The sequence below is a fragment of the Dyadobacter subterraneus genome (assembly GCF_015221875.1).
Lineage (GTDB): Bacteria > Bacteroidota > Bacteroidia > Cytophagales > Spirosomataceae > Dyadobacter > Dyadobacter subterraneus.
On record NZ_JACYGY010000001.1, the window covers coordinates 1,224,856 to 1,250,539 of the forward strand.

Here is a 25,684-nt window from a genome sequence, read left to right on the forward strand (position 1 = left end):
TCCCTATATTCTCTAAAATGAATTGCTCGAATTTCTACTTTCAATATAAAAAAAATCTTTTACGATCGAATCATCAAAACACTTGGCGAATTTGAGAGCCATAAACTATGTGTTTCCACAGCCTTTTTCCAACTATCCAGACTGATCAGCATTAAATCCTGCTGTTCAAGAAATTCCTTTTCAATTTTTTTATCGTGATATAAAGCAATGTGATTCGGTGCAATTTGTTCAATCGCTGAAATCGTTTCCTTTAACTCCGGGTTCTGACGAATAACGCCGCTGGCATCCAGGATGATAACCCGCGCGTCGCTGTGATGAATCAATTTCTGAGCAAAAACCAATAGGAAGCTGTCGCTCAGGGAGAATATCGGAATAAAAACATTTTCAATTTTAGTCAGATTTTTTTCAACCAAAATTCCGACCGGACCTTTTACAGCTTTGATAATATGTTTGGTACGCTCATCAAAAATACTGTAATCAAAAAATTTCTCTTTGCCGGTAATAGTATCATAAAGTCTTTCCGGGCTGATGATTTTTGTTGTAAAACCAAGAACTTTACCCAGAATAGTTCCTTCAAAAACCGAACGTCCTATCCCTACCAAAAGTAAATCGAAGTTGCCCAGATTTGCTGTTTCAATAATATCACGATCAATATTTTGTGAAGGCTTGAAGAGTGTTACAACCGGAAGATTCAGCTTTTTTGCTTCCTCATGAATCGGAGCAAAACTTTCCTGTTCATATTCTTCTGAATTAAACTGATTTAGATCGTTGCTTGGAGATAAATGCAGTGCCGTAATAATAGAGTTGGAAGGCGCTTTTTTTACAAAACTATTGGCAAGCCGCAGCATCGTTTGTCCACGTCCGGGACTTCCAAAAGAAATCAGGATTGTATATTTTCCGGTTTCTATTACTGATTCAGGCAGTTCTACATTTTTTTCGGGGAAAAAGCGGTTGACAATATCCAGTGCCGGGCCCGTCATGCAGGTTGTTACCAGCGCCATAATCACCATCATTGCAAATATTTCCGGTGTTAACACACCCAGATCATAGCCAATATTAAGTACCACAAGTTCCATCAGTCCACGCGTGTTCATTAAAGCGCCGATGATGAGGCTGTCGCGCCAGTTTTGCCCGACAAATTTTGCAGCCAGCGAGCTACCGGCAAATTTCCCGATAACCGCCACAGCGATGATCAATCCCGTTATTTGCCACAAATAAGGATCATTCAGCAGACCGATCTGGGTTCTTAAACCAGTAAAAACAAAAAAGAGAGGAAGCAGTAAAACAAGTGCTACGTCTTCCACTTTTTCAATAAAAATATTCCTGAAATTAAGGTTTGCCGGCATGATCACACCTGCCATAAACGCGCCGAAAAGTGCGTGAATTCCAATGATTTCAGTCGCATAGGAAGATACCAGCAGAATGATAAAAAAAACGGCTACAACCGGTTTTGTCAATCCTTCTTTGGTAGAATAAATATCACCCATTTTTTTCAGGAAAGGCCTCACCAGTCTTAACATGACAAGCACATATGTTGCAGCCAGCAGCATGGTATAAATTGAACTGACAAATGAGCCTGCTTTTACGATGGCAATCACCGCCGCCAGAATACACCAGGCTGTAATGTCATCCGTGGCAGCGCAGGTTATGGCCATGGCGCCAAGCCTCGTTTTTGACAAACCTCTTTCCTGTACAATTCGTGCGAGGACCGGGAAAGCCGTGATACTCAAAGCAATACCGGTAAAGAGAGAAAAAGATAAAAAGCTGACTTCGGCAGGAGCAAAACGCTCGTAAACAAAAAATGCAAGCCCAATCCCCAGCGCAAAAGGGAAAATAATACTGGCGTGGCTTACGACAATGGCTTCCTGTGCCTTATTTTTCAATACTTTAAGATCCAGTTCCATCCCAATCACAAACATGAAAAGTATCAGTCCGATCTGACTAAGAAATTGAAGATTCGGTAAGGATTTGACTGGAAATAAAAAGCCTGAAAACTCAGGATAGTACATGCCTATGAAGGAGGGTCCAAGAAAAATCCCGGCAGCAATTTCGCCGATTACAGTAGGTTGTTTGATTTTTTTACAAATATATCCGAATGCCCGGGCTACCAGAATAATCGTGATAATCTGCAAAAGCAGGATGGCGAGCGGGCTGGTTATATTTTGCTTGTAGGTATCAATAAACTGGAACCATGATGAAGTGGTCAAAGGATCTTTTGTAACTGTCACCTTATTTATTTCAAGAACCTGACCTTTCAGGATCAGAAAATACATCAGCCCGGAAAATGCGCCAATCGTAAGGGTATAGAAAATCAGATTTCGTATATTCTTCATTCGGTAATTTTAAATATTAAAGGTTAAGGACTGGTCTCGTATTTAAATAAGTGTAGTATACAAATTTACCGCTTTGAGCCTCGAATATTCATTTGCAGAAGCTGGAAGGCTACTAATATGTAACAAACAGGAAATATTATGTAAGGAAAGTGCCTCCCGAAAATTCATTTCATGAAAAATGGATAAGGAATATATTAAAAGCGATGATTAAATCTGCCAAACGGGATTTATAATCCGTAACTTCAAGAAAATCGTATAGAATTAATTCATAACGATTTTCAAAATAATAATTCCATGAAGCGTAAGGATTGAAAAATTTCCGGGCTGTTTGATGAATAATATTATTTTATTTTAAGATTTTAGCATTTCGGTAATCAAATATTTCATTCTGATATACTACTTTTTGTGTCCTTTCAAGCACATGGAACAGTTTTTTATAGAAAAAATTTAACTCACAAATACCAATAAGCAGGCATGAATGAATCAGTTGTTTCCAGAGAGAAACAGGAATTGTTTTTAAAAGATCTTCGAGGGCAGACAAGTGAAAGTCATGATAATCTTGAAGAGAACAAGTACTCCAAGGTTATATTGGATCCTGTGGTTAAAATGTCTGATTATCAGCTATATATAGCAAAATTATATGGTGTAACGAAAGCCTGCGAAAACGATATCTATCCTGCCATTTCTTCCGTTTTAACTGATATTGGGCAAAGATTCAAATCGCAATTAATTGAGGATGATTTACGTAAAACCGGATTTTCAAAAGAACAGGTTGCCAATCTGCCGGTTTTTAAATTCAATCCGTCAAGCACTGCTGATGCCCTGGGTACAATGTACGTACTTGAAGGCTCAACATTAGGTGGAAAAATTCTCTACAAACACATAAATCAGGTTTTGAGACTCAACGAAGAAACAGGGGCTTCCTATTTTTATGGTTATGGCCAGCAAACCGGGTTGTTGTGGAAGACATTTATTTCTACTCTTGCCAATTACGCAGTTGAAGAAAATTGTGAACAGCAAATTATTTCCAGTGCGATTTCAACATTTAATGCAATCGGTCACTGGCTTAATGAAACGGAAATAAATTGACAGAATGAATATTAAGGATATCGTTAACCGGGACGTTGTAAATCTGACAAATTGTGAAAGTGAACCGATTCATATTCCGGGGAGCATTCAGCCACATGGTTTTTTGCTCGGAATAAAAAATGAAGATCAGGTTATAGATTTTTGCAGTGCCAATTGCGGTGATTACCTGAATTTGTCTCCTGAGCAGATTCTAGGTAAAACGTTGGAAGATATTTTCCAAAAAGACCAGTCGGACCTGTTTGCTACCTATTGGGAATTAAATAAAAGTAACCAGGCTACTCCTTTTGTTTTTGTTTCAAATAAAATGGAGTTTAATACCTCCGTGCATCTTAGCGGAGAAACCCTGATACTTGAATTTGAACCATTTCCGGACGGAACACTAAGTTTGCCAGATCTGTATAATCAGACCAGAAGTTTTGTTTCTCTGATGGAAAAACATAGCTATCTGCCTGAACTTTGCCAGGATATTGCCAATGAAACCAGGGCTATTACGGGTTATGACCGTGTAATGATTTATCGTTTTGATGAAGAATATAATGGCGAAGTAATTGCTGAAAGCAAGATTGAAAATCTTGATTCTTTTTCAGGACAAAAATATCCGCACACCGACATTCCTGCGCAGGCCCGCGAGCTTTATATCCGCAATCCTTTACGCGTAATAACAGATATAAGTTACACGCCTGTCCCTTTACTGACATTAAATGATTCAGGTGAAAAGACCAACAAATCACTTGATTTAAGTCTCTCGCTGCTGAGAAGTGTTTCGCCGATCCATGTAGAATATCTAAAAAACATGGGCGTTGGAGCAACATTGACAGTATCCCTTTTGAAAAATAATAAGTTGTGGGGTTTGATAGCCTGTCATCATTATTCATCAAAATTGCTGCCGCATTACACACGGTTATCAGCATTGTTGCAAGGACATTTTCTTACCTCGCAGATTGCGGTAAGAGAAGTTGCAGAAGAGTTTGAAATCAGCCAGGCGGCTGATAAAGCGCTTATGGAATCGCTAACGATTTTGCATGAACAAGAGGATTTTATTGAAGATTTCTATAAATCACCTTCCTTGTTAAACCTTGCAAATGCGACGGGATTTGCGATTTATTATAAAGGAAAAATATATAAAAACGGTCTTGTTCCTGAGAATGAGGACCTGATTCCGCTATTGAAAAAATTGTCAGAGAATTATCCAAATGCCGGTCTTCACACCGAACAATTGATCTCGATATTTCCCGAAGATGAAAAACTTTCAAAATATGCAGCCGGAATCATTTATCATTCGATAGCTGGCGGAACACCGGATGGCGTTATCTGGCTGAGGGCAGAGCGGCGTGAAACGATCAACTGGGCGGGAAATCCGCATAAAGCTGTGATCCATAATGAAGAAGGAGCCGCAAGACTTTCACCACGAAAATCATTTGAACTGTGGCTTGAAGAGGTGAAAAACAAAAGCTTGAAATGGAGAATTTCAGAAATAAATGCTTCGTCGAGTTTCGCTTATGCTTTGCAAAAACATATCAATCTGCGCTATGTTAGAAACCAGGAAAATAAGAACCGGTTATTAAATGATGAGCTCAAAGCGGCCAATAAAGAATTAGCCAATCTGAACTGGATCAGTACGCATGATTTGAAAGAACCATTACGTAAAATACAGATTTTTGCCTCAAAAGTACTGGATCGTGAAAATCCTGATTTATCTGCCCAGGTTAAAGATTCAGTTGAACGCATGCGGTTTGCAGCAGAAAAAATGCAGGTTTTGATCGAAGATATTCTATCCTATTCCAAAACCGGGAATATGGAAAAGGTATATGAAAACGTAGATTTGACGCTGATTCTGAAAAAAGCTGTTGAAGAATCAGCGGATATTATTGAAGAGAAAAACGGAGTTATTAATTTTGGTAATCTGCCTGTTTTAAAAATAATTCCTTTCCAGATTCACCAGTTATTTATAAATCTGATCAGTAATGCGCTGAAATTCTCTAAACAGGACGTTCCGCCTGTAATCAATATTGAGGTAAAAACAGTTAATGCATTAGAAAGCACATCGCTTAAACTGGCGGAAAACACTGAGTATTTTGCGATATCGTTTCAGGATAACGGAATTGGTTTTGAAAAAGAATATGAGAACCGGATTTTTGATGTTTTTCAGCGGCTTCACCCCAATCACAAATATCCGGGAACCGGTATTGGACTGGCTATCTGTAAGAAAATCATGGAAAATCATTCCGGATTTATCACTGCGGATTCTGAATTAGGAAAGGGTGCGAGGTTTACGCTTTATTTTCCAAAAGAAGATATCGTTTAACGGCAACTTGACTGTAAATTTTTTGATAGGACGAAAATATTAACCGGAAACTTTCTCTAAAAATTCTTTACGGAAATTATCGCCCAATGTTATAACAAGTTCTTTATCAGTGCTTTCTGTAAATATATTGGTTGTAACTTCCTGATGCGTGAAAAACCGTATTGCTTTTAAAGCAATGATATCTCTTTTACTGATCCGGCAAAAATTTTCTGCCGGCAGCAAGGTAAGCAGCTGTTCAAAGGAAATATTTTTCAAAGTAATTTCAGTCCCATTTTCAAGATAAGCCACTTTATCCCTTTTTTCTTTTTCAGCTGAGGTAATCAGTAACAGCTGGTCAAATGCAACAAGTGCCTTTCCCTTATTGGTATTCAGCTGCATAAACTGCTTTTCGGTTTTCCCTTTTTCAATAAGTTTTGCGGCCTTTGTGATGGCTTTTTCAAGACGTTCTTTCTGGATAGGTTTTCGTATATAATCGACCGCATCCAGATCAAATGCTTCCGCCGCAAATTCTTTGTAAGCAGTGATGAAAATGACAGGTTTTCCCTTCAAAAGTCCGGCAACTTCAAGTCCGTTCAAACCAGGCATTTCAATATCCAGAATGCAAAGATCAAAATCCAGGGTTTCCGAAGCCTGCATTAATTTGACAGGATCGTTAAATGCCTTAACAACTTCGAGTCCCGGAATTTGTTCGCACAACATCCGCAGATAGGTAAGTCCGGGCAGTTCGTCATCCAACAGAAGACATCTTAGCTTTGTGTTCAAGCAGATTAATTTTCAGGTGAGCAATATAAATATCGTTTTCCGTTCTGTGTTCGAGCGAATAATTTTCCTGATAAACAAGATCGAGTCTTTTTCGTAAATTTTCTTTTCCAAAACCGCTTTTCTCTTTTTTCAGGATTGGATTTGCACTGATTTTATTCGTTACCGTCAGGGAAAAAGTTGTTTCGTTTAACTCAAAAACGATAGCAATAAAAGCGTCCTGATTTTGAATGTCTGCGTGTTTGAAAGCGTTTTCGATCAGGTCGATCGTAATAAGCGGCGCAATCAGTTTTTCATCAAAAAGAGAATCCTGTTTATCGATCTTGTTTTTAATCCGTAAATCAAATAACGGACTGACTTTTAAGCGGTTAATTTCAATAAGACTTAATGCGAAATCTGTTTCTTCCTGCAAGGATACATACTCACAGTCGCTTTCATACAAGATATAATCCAGCACATTGGAAAGCTTGTCGAGCGCATAATAACTTTGATAAGCGTGCGACTGGATGGAATTCAGCACATTTTTAAAAAGATGCGGATTGAGTTTTGATTTGATTGTTTCAAGCTCAAAATTTTCTTTTTTCGAATCTGTCTCTTTTGATTTTTGAATTAACTGACGGTTTTGTTCCGCTTCTTTTTTTAATCTGAGTATCAAATAAATAATAATGATCGCGCTGATCGTCAATAGTATAGCGAGCGTGTAAATTAATAAAACTGAATTATTGGCCGTGCTTTCCATGCAGCAAATTACATTCAAAAATTTTCTTCTGCACTAAACAGATTTTTACTATCGTTAATTTTACCGTGTTCTTCTAAATTTTTTATTCAAACTGATCAACAGTCCATCAACGTATAATCATAGCTCATTTCTAAAATAATGATCACATTTAAGCAGACAATTTGTTTAGAAATATTATAATTAACTAACTTAGCCAGCATCTTACCAATACCCGGATTATGGATACAAAACCAAATACAAAACTCTACTATGACACCAACGAAGTAGCGGAAATAGTGGGCTGTGAAGCTTCTGCGCTGCGTTTTTGGGAAACAAAATTCCCGCAGCTGAATCCAAAACGTGATGCCAGAAACCGCAGAAGATATACTGAAAGTGATATTGAAATTGTAAGAAAAATAATGCACCAAACCGGCAAGCAGGGAAGGACGATAAAGGGTGCAAGAGAACAATTGCGAAGGAAGGAAGATGCCCAGCTGATGATTTACAAACTTAGCCGGGTAAGACAGTTTCTGGCGGAATTAAGAGATAATCTTTAAGAGTTTACAGGCAGTTTTTAAAATTGAAATGAAGAAAATATTTTTATTGCTTGCGTTTTTTGTCACTTCATATGAATGGAGTGCGGCGCAGACTTTTAGTGCTTCGGAAATAAAAAAGAATGTGGATCTTTTGGCATCTGATACTTTTGAGGGGCGCGGAACGGCCACTTTGGGAGAAATTAAAGCTGCCAATTATCTGGCTGATATATTTAAAAGTGCTGGATTAAAAGCTGCCGGGACGAATGGTTCCTATTTTCAGCCGTTTCAGGTAACAATCGGGATTGACGGATTTCCACATCAGATGACGGCCCGAAATGTAATTGGATTTCTGGATAATGGGGCTGAAAAAACGATTGTGGTGGGCGGACATTATGATCATTTGGGAAAAGGTTATCAAAGTGGATCGCTTTCCCCGGATAGTAAAAATTTGATCCATAATGGTGCTGACGACAATGCATCCGGAACAACCGGTGTGATTGAACTGGCAAAATATTTTGCAGGAAATTCGGTTAAGGAGAAGCATAACTTCCTTTTTATCGGGTTTTCAGGTGAAGAACTCGGTTTGTTGGGTTCTAAGTACTATACAGAATCTCCAACAATTCCGCTCAAATCCATTTCTGCGATGATTAACATGGATATGATCGGACGCTATAATGCGGATAAAGGTTTGATCATTTCAGGTTGGGGAACAAGTTCAGCCTGGGGGAAAATCATTCCGGATCTTGCCAAAAAGCAGCATATGAAATACACGATCGATTCGTCGGGCGTTGGTGCTTCGGATCATACTTCGTTTTATTTGAAAGATATTCCGGTACTGCAATTTTTTACAGGAACACACAGCGATTATCATAAAATAAGCGATGATTCTGATAAAATCAACGCGGAAGGAGAGGCTAGTATCTTGAAACTAATTGCAGGCGTTTTGGAAAAACTGGATAATGAAAAAGACGATCCCGGATTTTTAACAGCCGGAAATCCGCATGCAGGTGCAACAACTTCCAATTTCAAGGTGACATTAGGCGTGATGCCTGATTATAGTTTTTCTGGAAAGGGGTTAAAAATAGATGCTGTTTCAAAAGCCCGTCCGGCCGAAATTGCAGGAATTCAGGCGGGTGATGTGATTACTAAACTTGCCGGTAAAACGATTAACACCATCTACGACTATATGGACGTGCTCGGTGAGCATGAAAAAGGTCAGCAGGTTGAAGCAGAATTTTTAAGGGGGACGGAGAGGAAGGTGGTTAAGGTTACATTCTAGGATCTTGATTTTGGAATTTTCTTGATATTATTGATGCGTCATCTTAATATTTAGGATGCTGATTTTATGATTTACAAAATAGGATAAGAGAAGTCAACGTGCATTGGCTTCTCTTAATTTTTTGATATATCAATGAATTTAACCTTCAATGGCACCTCTTTTTCCCAGTTCAATTACTTCCATCTGGCTTATCAAGCCTTCATGAAGATTAAAACGAAGCAGCGTTCTGATCTTGTGGAAACCTTCACGTCCTGCTGCGCCGGGATTTATGTAGAGCATATTTTTTAATTCCTTATCCCGGATCACGCGTAGAATATGTGAATGTCCGCAGATAAAAATATCCGGTGTTTCAGCTCTTAAAGTTGGCAAAACTGTTGGGTTGTACCGTGGCGGTGCACCGCCGATATGGGTCATCCAGATACGGAATCCTTCCAGTTCAAAATGTAAATTTTCCTGACAGCGTACCTGTATTGCCTTGTTATCAATATTGCCGTAAACAATTCTGACTGGTTTAAAAGCTTCCAGCTGGTCAATAATTTCTACTGACCCGATATCTCCTGCATGCCATATTTCGTCGCAATTGGAAAAATAATCCAGAATACGCGGATCCAGATATCCATGTGTGTCAGAAAGCAAACCTATACTTTTCATCTATTATTAATTGTAAACGGAACGCGTCTTTTGAATGATAATGTAAAACCGTACTACACATTTTCTAACCAGCCATTCTAAAAATTCTGAGAAACAAAAAGTTTAGCCCAGGCAGAAAAAGTCTGCAAATTAAGGAATTATTATTTTAATAATTTTTATGTAACCTTTTTGTGGTAATAAGTATATTTAAAAATCGTGGTTTTCTTAATAAAGGTTAAATGGTAAAATATCGGACACAAAATTTGTTAAAAACTAAAATTTTAGTTGTAAAATTTATCTTGATTTTATAATATTGTAAAACCCAATTTTTATAAAGCTTTCCTTTATATACTCACATAAAATAATCCTACTTAGCCTTGAAAAAAATCTTACTACTGCTATGCTGCAGTCTGTTTACTTTCGCCTCGTTTGCGCAAAGTACCGGACGCTTCTCGATGAAAGGTATTGTTACGGACACGTCTGGTAACGGGTTGCCCGAAGCCACCGTGATGTTGCTGCTGCCCAAAGATTCTTCCCTTGTAAATTTTGGAAGAGCTGCCAAAGACGGTTCCTTTGAATTTAAAAACCTGAAACGAATTACTTACCTTTTAAAAGTTTCTTATGTAGGTTATCTTCCTTATCAACAGCAGGTTATTCCTAATGATGGCGAAGTTACAAATCTTGGGAAACTGGGAATGAAATTCCTGAATCAGGATCTGTATGAGGTGGTTATCAAAACGGCAAGGGCTCCGTTAAGTATTCGGGGTGATACCGTTGAGTATGATCCGAGAGCTTTCAAAGTACCACCAGGAGCAACGGTTGAAGATCTGCTCCGCAAGCTTCCTGGTATGCAGGTGGATGGCGATGGAAATATTAAGGCACAGGGTGAAACCGTGAAACGTGTAACGGTAGATGGTAAGCGGTTTTTCGGTGACGATCCAAAAATGGCAACTAAAAACCTTCCGGCCGAAGCAATTAATAAAGTTCAGGTATTTAATGGTAAAACGGAGCAGTCAAAAGCTACGGGCGTGGATGATGGGAAAAGAGAAAAAACAGTAAACCTGGAATTAAAAGACAGTCATAAAAAAGGTGGTTTTGGAAAAGCCATCGCCGGAGTAGGTACGGATTCCAGGCTGGAAGGGAAAGTCAGCTACAATCGTTTTGACGATAAACAGCAGTTCTCCGTTCTGGGTTTTGGAAATAATACGAACCAGTCCGGTATCGCCAGAAATGATTACCAGGATTTCAAAGGAAGTCAGTCGTTTAACTGGGGTGATGATGGTGATTTTGGATTTGGCGGCGGTAATCGTTTTAGTTCGGATGGAGAATCCATTACTATTCAGCCTAACTGGGGTGGTAATAATTCTCAGGGATTTACAAAAAACTGGGCAGGCGGCGGAAACTATAATTTTGACACAAAAAAGACAAAGGTAAGTGCGAGTTATTTCTATAATTCCACGGATGCATTGACGGATGTCAGGTCGAGCCGGGATAATTTTTTAAATAATACGACTTACAAGTCCACAGATGATAATAAAACAAATGCTTTCAGCGGAAATCATCGTCCAAGTTTACGTATCGAAAAAGTTATTGATTCACTAAACACCATTGTGCTGATCAGTAATTCGAGGATCAATAATGGGGACAATAACTATGACAGTTTTCAGCAATACTACCGCAGCGGAGATACTTTGTCGAACCGATCAACGATAAACAACAGCAGTTTGTACAATTCATTTGCGATGTCGAATCTGCTTTTGTACCGTCATAAGTTTAAGAAAAAAGGTAGGAATTTTGCTGCAAGTGTTGGTTATAATATCAATAATTCGGATGGAAGTTCAAATCTGAATTCCGTTAATGAATTTTTTCTTGATCCATCGCAAAACAGCACAATTCGTCAGCAGAACAAAACGAAGAGTGACCGGAACCAGCTGAAAGGAAGTTTGTCTTACGTAGAACCATTCGCTAAGAAATTTTCCTGGGAAACATTCTATAATTTCAGTCTTAGAAAAGATAAAGTTGACAGAAACGTATTCGACGTTAAGGATAGCGGGCTCGAAGTAAATCCGGCGTTGACAAGGTATTATACCAATCAAATCAATTACAATCGTGTCGGTACAAGCGTGAGATATTCAAATAACGGCTTGAATATATCTGTCGGTGGCGCTGCCCAGCAGTTTGATCTGACCGGAAATTTTGCGCAGGATCAAACCTCTGTTGATTTTACAAAAGTGACCCGGTCTTATTTTAAAGTGGTACCAAGTGTCTCGCTGAATTACGACTTGAAAAGAAACCGGTATTTGTATATGGAATATCAGCAAAGTGTTCAGGAGCCGGCAATCAGTGATTTGCAGCCCGTTGTTGACAACAGTAATCCTTTAAATATTGTTGTTGGAAACCCAAATCTGACTCCTGAGTTGAGACACAATATTTATGCCGGATATCAGTTTTTTAACCCGGCAAATTTTACTTACCTGTTTGTAAATGCACAGTACAATTACTACGTAGATCAGATTGTTTACAATAAAACTATTGACGCTAATCTGGTTACAACCACTAAACCGATGAACGTGACCGGCGGTATTAATTATGGCTCCAGTATTGGTGTTTCATATCCGATCATTAAGACAAAATTGACCTTAGGGCTGAATACAGGTTTTAATTTTAGCGAAAACCCGATTTATATCAACAATGTGATCAACAAGACAAAAACAAAGTCTTATAACTTTGGTGGACGTCTTGATTTTACGCCAAGTGATATTTTTACGTTTTATACCAACGCTTACTGGAATATTGGCAATACAAGCTATTCGATCAATTCCAATCAGGACCAAAAGGTACTAAGTGCAAATTATAGTGGAGATATGAATGTCAAATTTCCAAAGGAAATTTTTTTCAATGCCAAGCTGAATTTCAATACTTACGCAAACAATCAATTTGGTTTCAGTCAGAAACAGCCGATCTTAAATCTTTCCGTTGCGAGAATTGTACTGAAAAATAAAAGAGGTGAAATTCGTTTTACAGCAAATGATGTGTTCAAGAAAAATCTTGGAATAACACAAAGTGCAACGTCAAATTATTATTCGGAAACCAGAGTCCGGACATTATCCCGATATTACATGCTGAGTTTTACCTACAATATGCGGGGAATATCAGCATCGGTGAAACGTAGTAATGGTTTCTAAAAAAGTATTTTCGCGTCATCTGCCAATTTGCTGGATGACGCTGAGTTTTATCAAGTCATTAGCCCAAAAACAGATTAATATGAAACTGATTACGATCTTATTCCTACTGATCTCTACGATTTCTTTTACCTCCAAAGCTCAAAAAATGGAGGGAGAAATTACCTATGAGAAAGTATATCACTGGACGAAAATTTATTCCCGCGCGAGCTATCTGAGTACTGAGGAAAAGGACAGAATGAAAATGACCTGGGGAAATGATGACGAGCAAAAACAAGATATGAAGCTTTTCTTCAATGAACAGAAAAGTTATTATTCATACTTCAAAAAACAGGAAAATGAAGGTGGCTATTCGTGGAATGAGCGGGAATACAAAGTATACCGCGACCTGGAAAATGAAAAGCGTACGGATATCATTGAAATGCTAGGGAAGGTGTTCATTGTTGAAGATTCTACAAGAGCACCTAAGTGGAAGGTTATGAACAAGATAAAGGAAATTAATGGCTATATGTGTATGATGGCAGTTACCGAAGACACAATAAAAAATCAGCAGATTACAGCCTGGTTTGCGGACAATCTTCCAGTATCAATCGGACCTGAATTATATGGCGGTTTGCCGGGCATAATCCTGGAACTGGATATCAATGACGGAGACCTCGTAATTACTGCGAAAAAAATTGAATTGAAAGCAATAACAGAAGATATCAATATTCCTAAAAAACTTAAAGGGAAAAAGGTCACCGAAGCTCAGTATAATACGCTGGTGTCAACGCATATGAAGGACAGCATAAAAGCACATCGAAATCCATACTGGTCTTTGCCTTATTAACTGTTTTGTTAACGTTTCTTAATTACCAAAAGAAAAAATAATTATTAAGCGTAAATTATTTTTTTTGTTTTATACCTTTGCGGTCTGAAAGGACAGGTAAAGGACTGAAATACTCAGCATTATCTCTTCCAAAATGAGATAATGCTTTTTTTATGTAGAAAATGGCCTTTTTTAAAAATCCTAAGTAATCTATGTGCCGGAAAGAATTGAACGAACCGTGGCATGGTTTTCTTTACTCACTTCTTTAAACTATGTTGAACTTAACACTTTTTAAATTTTAGTATAACCCTTGATAATTATGAAAAAAACGCTTTTGGCCGTTGCCATGCTGTTTGTACTTGGCTCATGTGCCAGCAAGAAGAAAATGCTCGCTGTTCAAAATAAGGCAAACGAAATTCAAATCCAGTTAGACAAAGCAAGAGCTGATCTAAACGATTGTGATAGCAGAACTGCAAGTTTGAACAATGATTTGAAACTGAAAAACGACGATCTTACTGCTAAAAATAGTAAATTGAAAGAGTTGCAGGATCAGGTTGATTTCCTGAAAAAGAACAACAACAGTCTTCTCGACCGTATGTCTGATCTTTCGGTAATCAGCAAAGAAGGTTCTGAAAGTATTAAAAAATCTTTGGAAATGATGAACGTTCAGGGTGGCCAGATCCGCGACCTGAATGCAAGTATCCAACGTAAAGATTCTCTTAACATGGCGCTTGTTTTGAACCTGAAACGGTCATTGGCTGATGTTAGTGATGAAGATGTTCAGATCGAAGTGAAAAAAGGAGTGGTTTATGTATCACTATCTGATAAAATGCTTTTCAAATCTGGAAGTGCTCAGATCAACGGACAAGCTGAAACAGTTCTTGCGAAAGTTGCCAAGATTCTTAACGACTACAAAGAAATTGAAATTCTTATCGAAGGCCACACGGATAATGTGCCTATCGCTACTGACAAATTCTCTGATAACTGGGATTTGAGCGTTTTGCGTGCAACTTCTGTTGCTCGTACGCTTCAAAAGAAATATGGTGTTGAGCCGGTTCGTTTGATCGCTGGTGGCCGTGGAGAATATCTTCCTAAGGTTGCAAACGATTCTCCTGCTAACCGTAGCCTGAACCGTCGTACTGAAATTATCATTACGCCTAAATTGGATCAATTCTTTAATCTTTACACGCCAAACGCTGGTAAATAAGGAAAATTCAGTTTAAAAAGATTTATAGCCCGTCAGAATCTGACGGGCTTCTTTTTTGTCTTAACTATGAATAAATTGTGCTATTTTGCTATGAACTTTACCACATAATATCACAACCTTATGATCCGGATTTTTTCTTTTGAACATTGGAAAAATATTGTTTTCCTTTTCCTGCTTTTATCACAGCTCGCTACGGCTCAGCAACTTGCCGAAGCTCCCGCAGAAAGTGTTGGCCTGAGCAGCGAACGGCTTAAAAGAATTGATAAAATTTTGCAGGAATATATTAATAAACAGCAGGTTGCGGGCTCGGTTGCCATTATTGTAAAGAATGGTAAAATTGCTTATTTCAAAAGTTTTGGATCAGATGATTGGGATACTAAAACACCATTGAAAAAAGACGCGATTTTTAGAATAGCTTCCCAAACAAAAGCGATCACAAGTACAGCCGCGATGATCTTGTTTGAAGAAGGAAAATTTTTACTGGACGATCCGATCTCAAAATATATTCCTTCTTTTAAAAATCCTCAGATTATTGACAAGTTCAATGAAAAAGATTCCAGTTATACTACCAAGCCTGCAAAAAATGAAATTACGATCCGGCAGTTGTTAACGCATACATCCGGCATTGGTTATCCAAGTATCGGATCGAAGGAAGCGGTTGCGATCTATGCGAAAAATAATATTCCAAGCGGGATTGGGACAGCACATTACAAACTTGCGGACGTGATTACAAGACTTGGTAAATTGCCGCTTGTGCATGAGCCAGGTGAGCGCTGGACATATGGACTCAGCGTTGATGTACTGGGTTATCTGGTGGAAGTTTTGTCAGGAAAATCGTTGGATAAATTCTTTAAAGAGCGGATTTTTGAGCCTTTGGGCATGAAGGACACTTATTTTTATTTACCTGAAAATAAGAAAAACCGTTTGGTTCAACTCTATTCCCAGGATAAGGAGGGTAAAACGATTAAGGCTGAAACAAGGCCTGGATTCAACAATGATTATCCAAAGGAAAACGGTACTTTTTACGCCGGCGGAGCTGGTTTAACTTCTACGGCTTACGATTACGCTATTTTTCTTCAAAGTTTCATCAATGGCGGTCAATATAACGGAAAGAGGATTTTAAGTCCGGCTACGGTTCATTTAATGACACAAAACCAGATCGGTGATGTGAATGCCGGAAGAAATAAATTCGGTCTTGGATTTGCTATTGCGACGGAAAAAGAAGCAGCAAGAATACCTGTTTCGATTGGGACTTTTGACTGGGGCGGGATATTCGGCACCACCTATTGGGCGGATCCAAAAGATAAAATTGTGGCATTACTCATGACGCAGAAATATCCGAATTCCGTTTGGGGGGAGATGCAGGATAAGTTTAAGGTGTTGGTGTATCAGGCGGTGGTGGAATAGGTTAGGAGGTGTCAGGAGGTGGTCATTTTTTGTCAAGGAGTGGTCAGGAGGTGGTCATTTGATTGTCTTGAAATTGTCTTTTGTTGGTTGTGATCAGGATTTTGTCGGGTTGTTGGTCGGCAAAATCCTGATTGATATTTGTGGTTTATTTGTCTCAAAATTTCTCACTTAATTCTTTCCTTATCTTTTTCTTGTCAATTTTCCCGACACTTGTTTTTGGGATTTCGGTTACGAAAATGATTTGGTCGGGGACGTACCATTTTTTGATTTTGCCGGATTCTACGTCTTTTTGTATTTTATTTTTGATTATTTCCGGCGTCAGAATATTTTCGAAACCGGGCTTGGGTACGATAAGCGCCTGCGGACGTTCTCCCCAACGGACATCAGGCAAACCAACTACCGCAACTTCACTCACACCTTCGAGCTGGGATAACAGATTTTCAATATCCAACGACGAAACCCATTCTCCACCCGTTTTGATTACATCCTTTACCCGGTCCGAAATCGTTAAATAATACTCCTCATCTATCGATCCGACGTCTCCCGTATGTAACCAACCGTTACCCCAAAGTTTCTCAGAATTTTCAGGATCTTTAAAATATCCTTGCGTCATCCACGGACCGCGGCCAACAATTTCACCAACTGATTTTCCGTCATGCGGAAGGAAATTTCCTTCATCATCCATGATCCTCAATTCTACAAAAGGCGTAATTCTTCCGGCTTTAATCCGGTAATGCAATTTGTCTTCTTCCGAAAGATTTTGCTGTTCGTCACTCAAATGCGCAACGGATAAAACCGGCGCGGTTTCAGACATCCCATAACCAGCGGAAACAGTTATTCCCATCGCTTTTGCTGCTTTTGCCAAACCCGTTGTTAGTGCTGAACCGCCGATTAAAACTTTCCATTTCGAAAGATCCGTCACCTTCGCTACTTCACAATTAATAACCATATTCAGGATTGTCGGCACGCAATGTGATAGTGTTACTTTCTGTTCCGAAAGCAATGTGGCCAGCATATCAGGCTCGTATCTGCCGGGATAAACCTGTTTATTATTCAGCATAGTGGCAACAAACGGAAAGCCCCAGGCATGAACGTGGAAAAGTGGAGTCAACGGCATATACACATCCTGATCAGAAAAGGGAAGAGCACGGTAACCGCAGAAATAGGAAATCAATCCCATCGTGTGCATAAATAACTGCCGGTGCGAAAAATAAACACCTTTCGGTTCCCCGGTTGTCCCGGTTGTATAAAAAGTGGTCGCCCAGGTATTTTCATCAAAATCAGGAAAATCATAAAGCTCGCTTTCCCGGGAAAGCAGTTTTTCATATTCGCCTTCATTCGGGAAACCTGTTTTTATTATTTCAGCATTTTTATCCTGATAAACTATATCGCTGATGATTATGAATTTAGCATTCGTATTAATCTTGTCTTTTATTGCTTCAAGTATCGGAATAAAATCTTCATGTACCAGAATAATTTTATCTTCCGCATGGTTGATGGTATATAAAATCTGGGCAGGTGAAAGCCTGACATTGATGGTATGAAGAATGGCTCCATAAGCAGGAACCGCAAAAAAGCATTCAAGGTACCGGTGTGAATCCCAGTCCATCACGCCCACCATATCGCCGGGTTGTATTCCCAGATTTGAAAGCAGATTGGCAAGTCGGCGGACACGCCTGTTAAACTCAAAATAATTCATCCGGAAAATGTTTCGGTATATAATTTCCCTTTGGGGATTATATTTTAAAGTTTGGGCAAGCAATGTTTTTATCAGAAGCGGAGAATCATATGCAGAGGAAGTACGCGGTATTAATCGGGTTTGAATCATAATTTTGGTACTTTTAAGGCCTGTGTCCGTAAATAATGGTTAAGCGTTACCGTCGGGTACAAACCAGAATAAATATTATTTCAAATTCTGATTTGAGCTTTGTTGTTAATTGTAAAAATAAAAGAAAAAACGTAACATAAACCATATTATGAGCGAAAGTATTCCGGGAAAAGAAGTAATTGAAAAGGCTCACACACTCATTACGCCATATATTCACAGAACGCCTATCCTAACCTCGCAATTTTTAAATCAGCTGTCGGGAGCCGAGCTTTATTTCAAATGTGAAAACTTTCAGAAAATCGGTGCATTTAAAGCGCGTGGTGGTTTGAATGCGATATTGTCGCTTTCGACAGAACAATTGAAAAATGGCGTTACCACACATTCCTCCGGAAATCATGCTCAGGCAATAGCTTTCGCAGCGGCCAAAGTAGGTGCAAAGGCATACATTGTAATGCCAGAAAATTCTCCATCCGTCAAGATTAATGCGGTGAAAGGATATGGTGCGGAAATTACTTTTTGTAAGAATACGCCGGAAGAACGACAGGCGGCTGTTGATAAAATTGTAGAAAATACAGGAGCAACTTTTATTCATCCTTTTAATAACTATGAAGTAATCGCAGGACAGGCAACTTCTTCCAAAGAACTTTTTGAAGATTTGGGTTTTCAACCGGATGCGATTATCGCGCCGGTTGGCGGTGGAGGTTTACTAAGTGGAACTTCCTTATGCGCACATTATTTTTCACCGGAAACAAAAGTTTACGCCGGAGAGCCGGAAGGAGCGGCGGATGCCATTCTTTCTTTTAAAAGCGGGAAAATAGAAAAAGCGCCTTTTGTAAAAACAATTGCAGATGGCTTACTGACACCTCTTGGAGATAAAACACTGGAAATTATCAGAAAATATGTGAAAGATATATTCACCGTTTCGGATGAAGAAATTGTTGCGGCCATGCAGCTCATGTGGGAGCGGATGAAGATTGTTGTTGAGCCTTCCGGAGCTGTTGTGTTAGCGGCCGTACTGAAAAATCCGGAGGTTTTTAAAGGTAAAAAGGTTGGAATAATTATATCCGGCGGGAACGTGGATTTGGGAAAATTACCTTTTTAAGCATAATATTTGAATCCGGAATAATAAAATTGTTTTAATGCTTATGCATATTTGATAATATTACCGTTATATGTGGAATGTTATAACTGTGTATTTACATTTGCATCATAAACTATACTTAAATTTTGAGCATGAGAAAATTACTTGTTTTATGTCTTATCGTTTTTCTGGTTTCCTGTAAGGATAAGGACAAGGATGCTGTTGTTGATCCTGATTTTGCGCCGGGATTTGTTGGTAGTTATTCTACAACAACCATTGACGGTATCACAACTTCCGTTCACGACTGGGATATTACTTCGACAGAAAAAAACGTTCTGGCAATAAAATATACAAAAAGTTCGAAAATCACGGTGTCTGGTACTATTGTGCCTCTTGTGCAGATTTATACATTGACTGCTGTGAAGGCAACTGCTGCTGACAGTTTTACAATTGATGAAGTTGTAGATGTTGACCAGACCACTGCCGTAGCTTTGAAGCAGCGTCTTCTTGGTACTGCAACGAAGGTGACTAACGCAGCGGGTAATGCTCAGCTAAACATTACTCTTGAATTTACAAATTCCGTAACAGGAGTAAAAGAACAGGTTTATCTGGAATTCAAGAAGAAAGCATAATTGATTAAAAATATAATGTTGAGGGCCTGGCGGAATTTCTGCCGGGCTTTTTTATGGCCTGATTTTTAGGTAAATGCATTTTATTAATTCGCAGGAATGATTCTTTTTCTTTTGGTATTACAAAAAACATATTCGAACCATGACATTCCTGTTCCAAATTATTTTCTTTTTTATGACTGCCAACCAGCCCAGACAGGTACTTCTTTTTTCAAAAGATAACAACGAAGTTCTTCTCAAAAAACAACTGGCTGAATTTGAGAAAAATGAAGCGGGAATGAAAGAGCGCGATATTGAGGTTAAGGTATATAAAGTCTCAACCGAAACTGCCGATACGTTTAAAAGGTGGAAAATTAAGGAATTAGATTCTTTTACTTTTATATTGATAGGACGTGACGGAGGTGAAAAACACCGTTCTGGAAACTTTGTTTCACATCAGGATTTATTTGGAAAAATTGACGCCATGCCGATGAGGAGAAATGAAATCGGCAACAATTGAGTCAATTTTAAATCAAGAAAATTTGATTTAGAAACCGGTTTCCTATCAATTTGCCGTATCTTTAAATCCTGAATTCGACTTGCAAATTGTATATCCGGGAAGTGTTAAATGGAATTTGAAGAATATCTGAAAGTGAAAAAAATTGACAGCGCCGCTTTTAAAAAAGCAGATCAGGCAAGATTTCTTGAATGGGAAAGTATTTTTCTGACCATGCATCCGGATAGTTTTACAGCGCAGAAAAAATTTCTTATCAACGATATTCGCAGAAGATATCTTCTTTCCAATGAACAGGAAACTGCTAAATCCTGACAGAATTATCTCCCGCAAATACCTACAAAATCACAATAAGTACAGACATTCAAATCATCTGTTTTCCTGAAAGGAATTGTGGGGTCAAGTAAATTATTCAGTATTTCCGTTAAAATTCGCTCTGATTTTTGAATGAAATGATTTGCGTCCAAACCTTCTGTCAGTTCAAGTGGATTGGCAATCAAATTGGTCGGGTCACGGAAAGAATAAAATCCTGATTTGATAAGATACTGGCCAAATTCATAAGTTTTGCCACCAAGATTTAGTCCTTTTTCATCCTGCATTTTACGATACATCAGGTACTCATACATCCAGAGCTGACGCACATATCCGGCTTTCCGGTCAGGGTCAGTAAGTATAATTTCTTCCTTTCTCTGCGGATCAGCTACTTTTTGTTTTCCGGTAAGTTCCACACTGCCCGTTTTATAATCCATTACAAAAAGTGTCTGGTCATTTTCATCCAGCTCGATCCGGTCAATTTTTCCTCCAATACGAACCAGGGTATCCACATTTTGAAGAACCAGATTTAGTTCAGTACGTAATGGCTGTTCAGCAGCCAGGATTTTTCTTCTTGAAGTTTGTTTAATCTGGTGATTTAAAAAGGTAAGAATTTGTTGCTCACCTACTTCGTAATATATTTTGTTCAGGCCCAGATCGGTAACATACCCTTTGAACAACCGGTCAAATTCCTCTCTCAAAACTGATTTGATCTGCTCCCGCGAAGGATCTTTTTCTTCCAGAAAAAATTCCTGATCCAGACGTTCCAGACTCGCATGAAGCCAGGTCCCGATTTTGTCCATTCCTAATTCCTCTTCCACATCTTCGGCTTCCTGCACACCCACAATATGTTTCAGATAAAACTGCATGGAACAACGAACCAGTTCATTTAAATGAGTAGGATAGAGCCCTTTACCAGAAAGATAATTACGAATTGCCAGCAGCATCGCAGCATCTTTCGGGACATCTTCATTTAAATTTTCACTGCCAATGGTCTGAAAGGAAACCGTTTTATTTTGAATTGTAATATTAGGATTGTACTGCGACAGCTCGAATTCTACCTGCTGAATAAAACGACTTTTTTCTCCTCCGCCCGGCGCATCGTTGGTGCTTGTATAAAGCATATGGATTTCGGAAGCGCGCTGTAATAATCTGTAAAAGTGATAAGACATAACCGCCTCCTGATGCTGATGCGTGGGAAGTCCAACAGCCTGTGCCGCATCAAAAGGAATAAGCGAATTCTGGCGTTTGGCCTGGGGTAGTATGCCTTCATTGACAGAAAGGATAATTATTCTGTCAAAATCCAGCGCCCGGGTTTCCAGCATACCCAAAATTTGCAAAGAACTGATCGGTTCACCACTAAAAGGAATACGCGTCTGACGGATCAGTTCAAACATAAAAGACCGCAGCGTTTTCAGTGTAATAATTTCCGGCCGGTCTTCAAGCGTTTGTTCAAATTGTTTTAGTAATGTATAAAAAAGATACAAATACTCCGTTTCCAAAGCATTTTTATATTCCTTGTAAACTTCCCGTAAAATATCAATCAGACCATAAAATGTCTGGATTACCAGTTTAGAGTTATTTTTTGGCCAGTGGGTAAAAAGAATTTTGAACAAAGCATTTCCTTGTCCCAATTCCATTAATTCATCTGAACTCAGATAAACCCTGTTTCCATCGGTAATCTGCCAAAGTGTTTCCTGAATGATCGTATTTGTTTTCTCCGTCAGCAAAGGCCGCAAAACTGCGTGTTCATAATGCCGGATAAAAGGATGATTCAGTATTTTGTTGATGGATTTGTGGTTGAATTTTGGAATACGAACATTACGTCCGCTTTTATTCCGGAATTCTACTACGTTTTGCTGCAATTCAAAAACACTGTCGATCAGCGTGTATAGCATTGAATTTCTCAGCGACAAACCCATTGTGATATTGAGATCTGTGACGCCTTCATCCAAAGAATATAACATCGGAAGCAAGAGATTTTCATCCGCAAGCACAATGGCAGTAGGCACAGGTTCAGAAGGATTATCGCCTTTTTTCATAGCGGCATAAAGCTGGCCGGCTACTTTGGTTTGAAGCGTCGCATTGGGTACGCCATAAACGATTATATTTTTTTTTGTTGAAAGAAGATTATCTTCCGTCCAGTTCCAGTCTCCAAATATTTTTAATTTCTGATATTCACGCAGACTTTTTCCAGCTTCCACGCCTGTATTTTCGGACATGTAATATTCGTCCGTGTCCCACAATACTTCCGCTCTGCCAGCTTTTACCAGCGCGGTTACAACTCTTTTTTCCGATTCGGTAAAAGCGTTAAATCCGGCAAAATATATTTTGTCATAATCTGTGCGTTGCAGCAAAAGATTATCTACATCTTCCGCCAGCTGCCGGTATGCCATTCCGCGATACGCCTTTCCGTTTTTTAAAAGTCTTGAACGGAAAGTGCTGTAAACGGTTTTTATATTTTCAAAAAGAGAAAAATACTGTTTGCTTCCGTTGCTATTTTTTAAAGTTTTTCCGTCAGGCAAATTTTCCTGCCAGCGTGTTAAAGCTTTCGCTTCGGATAAGTAGTCGAACAGATAATTTGTGTTAACCAGATACTGATCAATTTTATCAAGATCACTTAACAAAACCGACGCCCAGCCCATAAATCTGTCAAACTGAACATCCGGATCGATGGTTTTGAAAGTTTCGTACAATTCAAAAAACAGATGAACAGGATCTTCAATTTCTAATGTACATATGCCTTCAACAAAGTCATCAACAGCCTCCACTTTCGGACTCATGACTGCCTTTGTCGTTTCATTCGCCAGTTCCTGCATCACAAAAAATGCAGCACGCCTTGTAGGTACTACAATCACAATCCGGTCCAGAAAAGTACCGTTTTCTTCTAAAATATGACTGGCAACTTTGTTGAGAAATGAAGGCATAATGTGGCGGTCGGCTTTCGGCTATCAGCAGTCGGCTTGAACAATGGAAATATTATGAGTTTTTGTAATGTAACGACTTATAGCTAAGCCTTCGTTCTGTCAAAACAGAAAAAGTTATATTGTATTAAGTGTAAGAAGCTATAAACTGACAGCCGATTGCCGAAAGCCGACAGCTTCTTAATCAAATAGCGGCCAGTTTATCCCAAACGAAAATGACCGGCGCATGCCAAGATAACCGGGTGTTTGGTAATAACCCTTCGGTCCACCGATTCCCTGATTAACGTGAGCCATTTTAAAAGCAAGGCGTATGCGTTTGATACGAATATTGGCAAAAATATCAGCTACAACATATTGCTGTACCTCAAAGGAATTCTGTAAATGAAACTGCTGGGTGATTGGCATGTACGCATCGGCAAAATAAGAAGACCGGTACATGGCCGAAATGCCAAGTTGGATAAATAAAACCTTTGCATAAGTAAAGTCAAAAGTCAGCTGTCCGCTCGCAAAATATTTGGGAATCCGGATGATGTCTTCGTTAGAATTAATTGTATAATAAGCCATCCCGGAAAGATTCCAGCGGTTCATGTGAATATTGGTAGTCGTGCCTATTTTAAGCAAACTAAAAGCACTGCCAAGCTGACGGGGAATTGAGGCAGTATCATAATAGACATAATTATTAATCAGATTGTATTGCACTTCCGGTGTCAGCTGAATGTTTTTTGTTTTCAGCGGAAGCGACCCATAAATGGTGTTTGTTCCGGTCAGTTTAAAATTATTCTGCCAGTCAAAATTATTGCTGATGTAGTTTTGGGCGATAAGGTCAGGAGATGTAAATATGCTCTGATAACCTGCTTTGATCCATTTGGTATCCAGTTCGCCCTTTAATTTAAAATCCCGTCCAAGTAAATGTTCAGCTTCGGCAGTAACATGTTGGGTCGAATCTTTCAGATAGTAACTCAGCCAAAGACCGACAATATTGTCAAATTTTAGTCCTGTTCGATAGGCAATGGTCACGTGACCCGTTGTGTTCGGTTCCTGGCCTGTTACATTCATTCCATACAAACGCTGCCTTATATAAGCCCGGTAATTGAAGCCTGAGAAAGTGCCCTTTATACCAATTTTATTATCGAATAATTTGTAAAAAATATTCTGACGAATATTAGCAGTATCATACCTTGAAGCAGGATAAACACCATAGGTCACACCACGTGCGGCAGCCTTGTCAGTATAGCGGTTGATTGTACTTTTATAATCCGTTTGCGTGAAAACCTGAAAACCGTTGGCCAGTTTATATTGCTGATAAACATGAAAAACATGTCGCCTTTCCCACGAATTGGCATCATCACTTATTCTGGCCAGACCATCATAGGTATAAATCCCATCGCCGGTAGCGCTGGTATCAGGAATGACACCGCCCTGTTCACGTACTTTTTGATTTAAATGACTGTAATGGGTCAGGATAAGATACTTTTTGTCCTTTGAAAAATAATGTCCCTGCAACAGGAAAGTCCAGTTCTGCCCCAATAATGCAGCGGAGTTGATCCCGTAAATTCCGTATTGTTTATTAGAAGTAAGGCGTTGACCCTGCATACCGAAATTAAAACGGGGATTAACGTTCTGAGAATAACCAAATCTTCCGAGCGTTGTTTTTCTTCCCCCAGAGCGGTAGGTCAGATCTGTGTATTGAGAGTGGGTATCAATGTATTGAATTTCGTCTTCCTGAATGGCATAAGGATCATAGGCGCGCATACCAAGCTGGGCACCAATATCCTGTCGCGGCTGAAAAAACAGATTTCTTGTTGCCGTTGCGGTATTTCCCAAATCTACCAGTTTTCCGTAAGAACGATCAACGGGAGTCCATCTGTTAAAATCCGGCAAAAGCGTATCAACCAGATAACGTACTGAATCCCGGTTATTTATAATGTCATTTTCGTAAAAATGAAGTGTAGTTTTCGGTCCGTAAATTGTTTTCGTACTGTCATCCAGAAGTGCTCCGCCTTTTCCTCCTTTTGCACCACCGCCACCACCGCCTGGCATACTCATACCGCCGGGGAGTTTAACCTGCGCGGTTGCTGCGTATGGAAAAAGCAAAAAGCCGGATAAAGCAAGAAAAATAACAGATAATAAAATTCTCATAAACGATTCTATAATTCCACCGATT

At 39.1% G+C, this 25,684-nt stretch carries 19 protein-coding genes; 12 read left to right on the forward strand and 7 right to left on the reverse strand.

Features of this window, described 5'->3' with window-relative positions; all coding sequences use genetic code 11:
- Positions 1-59 precede the first annotated feature (59 nt).
- Entirely contained in the window at positions 60-2,333 is a 2,274-nt protein-coding gene (locus IEE83_RS05145; protein ID WP_194119544.1) for a cation:proton antiporter domain-containing protein, read from the reverse strand.
- Positions 2,334-2,807: 474 nt separating this feature from the next.
- Between IEE83_RS05145 and IEE83_RS05150 the strand changes: the two genes are divergently transcribed.
- Both IEE83_RS05150 and IEE83_RS05155 read left to right on the forward strand, forming a co-directional pair.
- Positions 2,808-3,422, forward strand: coding sequence for a biliverdin-producing heme oxygenase (locus IEE83_RS05150; RefSeq protein ID WP_194119545.1), 615 nt, complete (start codon positions 2,808-2,810; stop codon positions 3,420-3,422).
- A gap of 4 nt (positions 3,423-3,426) precedes the next feature.
- Complete coding sequence (locus IEE83_RS05155) at positions 3,427-5,727, forward strand: ATP-binding protein (RefSeq protein WP_194119546.1); 2,301 nt, start codon at positions 3,427-3,429, stop codon at positions 5,725-5,727.
- 39 nt (positions 5,728-5,766) lie between these two features.
- Here the strand turns inward: IEE83_RS05155 and IEE83_RS05160 are convergent, their stop codons facing one another.
- Entirely contained in the window at positions 5,767-6,462 is a 696-nt protein-coding gene (locus IEE83_RS05160; protein WP_229251463.1) for a LytR/AlgR family response regulator transcription factor, read from the reverse strand.
- The gene (locus IEE83_RS05165; RefSeq protein ID WP_194119548.1) at positions 6,455-7,225 is read right to left on the reverse strand and encodes a sensor histidine kinase; all 771 of its coding nucleotides are present in this window, start codon (positions 7,223-7,225) and stop codon (positions 6,455-6,457) included. Before IEE83_RS05165 ends, IEE83_RS05160 begins: the two co-directional genes overlap by 8 nt.
- Positions 7,226-7,443: 218 nt before the next feature.
- Here IEE83_RS05165 and IEE83_RS05170 point away from each other — a divergent pair, with 218 nt between their 5' ends.
- Positions 7,444-7,761, forward strand: coding sequence for a MerR family transcriptional regulator (locus IEE83_RS05170; RefSeq protein ID WP_194119549.1), 318 nt, complete (start codon positions 7,444-7,446; stop codon positions 7,759-7,761).
- 28 nt (positions 7,762-7,789) lie between these two features.
- Positions 7,790-9,019 carry a M20/M25/M40 family metallo-hydrolase gene (locus tag IEE83_RS05175; protein WP_194119550.1) on the forward strand — a complete coding sequence of 410 codons (1,230 nt, stop codon included), beginning with the start codon at positions 7,790-7,792 and terminating at the stop codon, positions 9,017-9,019.
- A gap of 138 nt (positions 9,020-9,157) precedes the next feature.
- Here the strand turns inward: IEE83_RS05175 and IEE83_RS05180 are convergent, their stop codons facing one another.
- Positions 9,158-9,670 carry a metallophosphoesterase family protein gene (locus tag IEE83_RS05180; RefSeq protein ID WP_137340570.1) on the reverse strand — a complete coding sequence of 171 codons (513 nt, stop codon included), beginning with the start codon at positions 9,668-9,670 and terminating at the stop codon, positions 9,158-9,160.
- Positions 9,671-10,026: 356 nt separating this feature from the next.
- On the opposite strand from IEE83_RS05180, the gene IEE83_RS05185 reads away from it, so the two are divergent.
- The 4 genes from IEE83_RS05185 to IEE83_RS05200 all read left to right on the forward strand — a co-directional run bounded on the left by IEE83_RS05185 (position 10,027) and on the right by IEE83_RS05200 (position 16,253).
- Positions 10,027-12,834, forward strand: coding sequence for a TonB-dependent receptor domain-containing protein (locus IEE83_RS05185; protein WP_310588475.1), 2,808 nt, complete (start codon positions 10,027-10,029; stop codon positions 12,832-12,834).
- A 79-nt stretch (positions 12,835-12,913) separates the two neighbouring features.
- Positions 12,914-13,660 (forward strand): GLPGLI family protein, encoded by a 747-nt coding sequence (locus tag IEE83_RS05190; protein WP_194119551.1) that lies wholly within the window; start codon positions 12,914-12,916, stop codon positions 13,658-13,660.
- 298 nt (positions 13,661-13,958) lie between these two features.
- Positions 13,959-14,846 carry an OmpA family protein gene (locus IEE83_RS05195; protein ID WP_194119552.1) on the forward strand — a complete coding sequence of 296 codons (888 nt, stop codon included), beginning with the start codon at positions 13,959-13,961 and terminating at the stop codon, positions 14,844-14,846.
- Positions 14,847-14,966: 120 nt separating this feature from the next.
- Entirely contained in the window at positions 14,967-16,253 is a 1,287-nt protein-coding gene (locus IEE83_RS05200; RefSeq protein ID WP_194119553.1) for a serine hydrolase domain-containing protein, read from the forward strand.
- A 154-nt stretch (positions 16,254-16,407) separates the two neighbouring features.
- Here the strand turns inward: IEE83_RS05200 and IEE83_RS05205 are convergent, their stop codons facing one another.
- A complete protein-coding gene (locus tag IEE83_RS05205; RefSeq protein ID WP_194119554.1) occupies positions 16,408-18,081 on the reverse strand; it encodes a long-chain fatty acid--CoA ligase in 1,674 nt (557 codons plus the stop codon).
- A 148-nt stretch (positions 18,082-18,229) separates the two neighbouring features.
- Between IEE83_RS05205 and IEE83_RS05210 the strand changes: the two genes are divergently transcribed.
- From IEE83_RS05210 to IEE83_RS05225, 4 genes are all read left to right on the forward strand, one after another.
- On the forward strand, positions 18,230-19,183 hold the full coding sequence (locus IEE83_RS05210) for a threonine ammonia-lyase (protein ID WP_194119555.1): 954 nt from the start codon (positions 18,230-18,232) through the stop codon (positions 19,181-19,183).
- A 131-nt stretch (positions 19,184-19,314) separates the two neighbouring features.
- Complete coding sequence (locus tag IEE83_RS05215; protein WP_194119556.1) at positions 19,315-19,794, forward strand: hypothetical protein; 480 nt, start codon at positions 19,315-19,317, stop codon at positions 19,792-19,794.
- 139 nt (positions 19,795-19,933) lie between these two features.
- Positions 19,934-20,290 (forward strand): DUF4174 domain-containing protein, encoded by a 357-nt coding sequence (locus IEE83_RS05220; RefSeq protein ID WP_194119557.1) that lies wholly within the window; start codon positions 19,934-19,936, stop codon positions 20,288-20,290.
- Positions 20,291-20,398: 108 nt separating this feature from the next.
- Positions 20,399-20,599: a hypothetical protein gene (locus IEE83_RS05225; RefSeq protein ID WP_194119558.1), complete on the forward strand. Its 201-nt coding sequence runs from the start codon at positions 20,399-20,401 to the stop codon at positions 20,597-20,599.
- A gap of 5 nt (positions 20,600-20,604) precedes the next feature.
- Here IEE83_RS05225 and IEE83_RS05230 read toward each other — a convergent pair whose 3' ends face one another.
- Together IEE83_RS05230 and IEE83_RS05235 are read right to left on the reverse strand one after the other, a co-directional pair.
- The gene (locus IEE83_RS05230; protein WP_194119559.1) at positions 20,605-23,523 is read right to left on the reverse strand and encodes a PD-(D/E)XK nuclease family protein; all 2,919 of its coding nucleotides are present in this window, start codon (positions 23,521-23,523) and stop codon (positions 20,605-20,607) included.
- A 177-nt stretch (positions 23,524-23,700) separates the two neighbouring features.
- Positions 23,701-25,659, reverse strand: coding sequence for a putative porin (locus IEE83_RS05235; protein ID WP_194119560.1), 1,959 nt, complete (start codon positions 25,657-25,659; stop codon positions 23,701-23,703).
- Between the last annotated feature and the right edge of the window lie 25 nt (positions 25,660-25,684).

Coding starts and splice junctions, on each gene's coding strand:
- IEE83_RS05145 (WP_194119544.1), bottom strand. CDS start 2,333: ATGAAGAATATACGAAATCTGATTTTCTATACCCTTACGATTGGCGCA.
- IEE83_RS05150 (WP_194119545.1), top strand. CDS start 2,808: ATGAATGAATCAGTTGTTTCCAGAGAGAAACAGGAATTGTTTTTAAAA.
- IEE83_RS05155 (WP_194119546.1), top strand. CDS start 3,427: ATGAATATTAAGGATATCGTTAACCGGGACGTTGTAAATCTGACAAAT.
- IEE83_RS05165 (WP_194119548.1), bottom strand. CDS start 7,225: ATGGAAAGCACGGCCAATAATTCAGTTTTATTAATTTACACGCTCGCT.
- IEE83_RS05170 (WP_194119549.1), top strand. CDS start 7,444: ATGGATACAAAACCAAATACAAAACTCTACTATGACACCAACGAAGTA.
- IEE83_RS05175 (WP_194119550.1), top strand. CDS start 7,790: ATGAAGAAAATATTTTTATTGCTTGCGTTTTTTGTCACTTCATATGAA.
- IEE83_RS05180 (WP_137340570.1), bottom strand. CDS start 9,670: ATGAAAAGTATAGGTTTGCTTTCTGACACACATGGATATCTGGATCCG.
- IEE83_RS05190 (WP_194119551.1), top strand. CDS start 12,914: ATGAAACTGATTACGATCTTATTCCTACTGATCTCTACGATTTCTTTT.
- IEE83_RS05195 (WP_194119552.1), top strand. CDS start 13,959: ATGAAAAAAACGCTTTTGGCCGTTGCCATGCTGTTTGTACTTGGCTCA.
- IEE83_RS05200 (WP_194119553.1), top strand. CDS start 14,967: ATGATCCGGATTTTTTCTTTTGAACATTGGAAAAATATTGTTTTCCTT.
- IEE83_RS05205 (WP_194119554.1), bottom strand. CDS start 18,081: ATGATTCAAACCCGATTAATACCGCGTACTTCCTCTGCATATGATTCT.
- IEE83_RS05210 (WP_194119555.1), top strand. CDS start 18,230: ATGAGCGAAAGTATTCCGGGAAAAGAAGTAATTGAAAAGGCTCACACA.
- IEE83_RS05215 (WP_194119556.1), top strand. CDS start 19,315: ATGAGAAAATTACTTGTTTTATGTCTTATCGTTTTTCTGGTTTCCTGT.
- IEE83_RS05220 (WP_194119557.1), top strand. CDS start 19,934: ATGACATTCCTGTTCCAAATTATTTTCTTTTTTATGACTGCCAACCAG.
- IEE83_RS05225 (WP_194119558.1), top strand. CDS start 20,399: ATGGAATTTGAAGAATATCTGAAAGTGAAAAAAATTGACAGCGCCGCT.
- IEE83_RS05230 (WP_194119559.1), bottom strand. CDS start 23,523: ATGCCTTCATTTCTCAACAAAGTTGCCAGTCATATTTTAGAAGAAAAC.
- IEE83_RS05235 (WP_194119560.1), bottom strand. CDS start 25,659: ATGAGAATTTTATTATCTGTTATTTTTCTTGCTTTATCCGGCTTTTTG.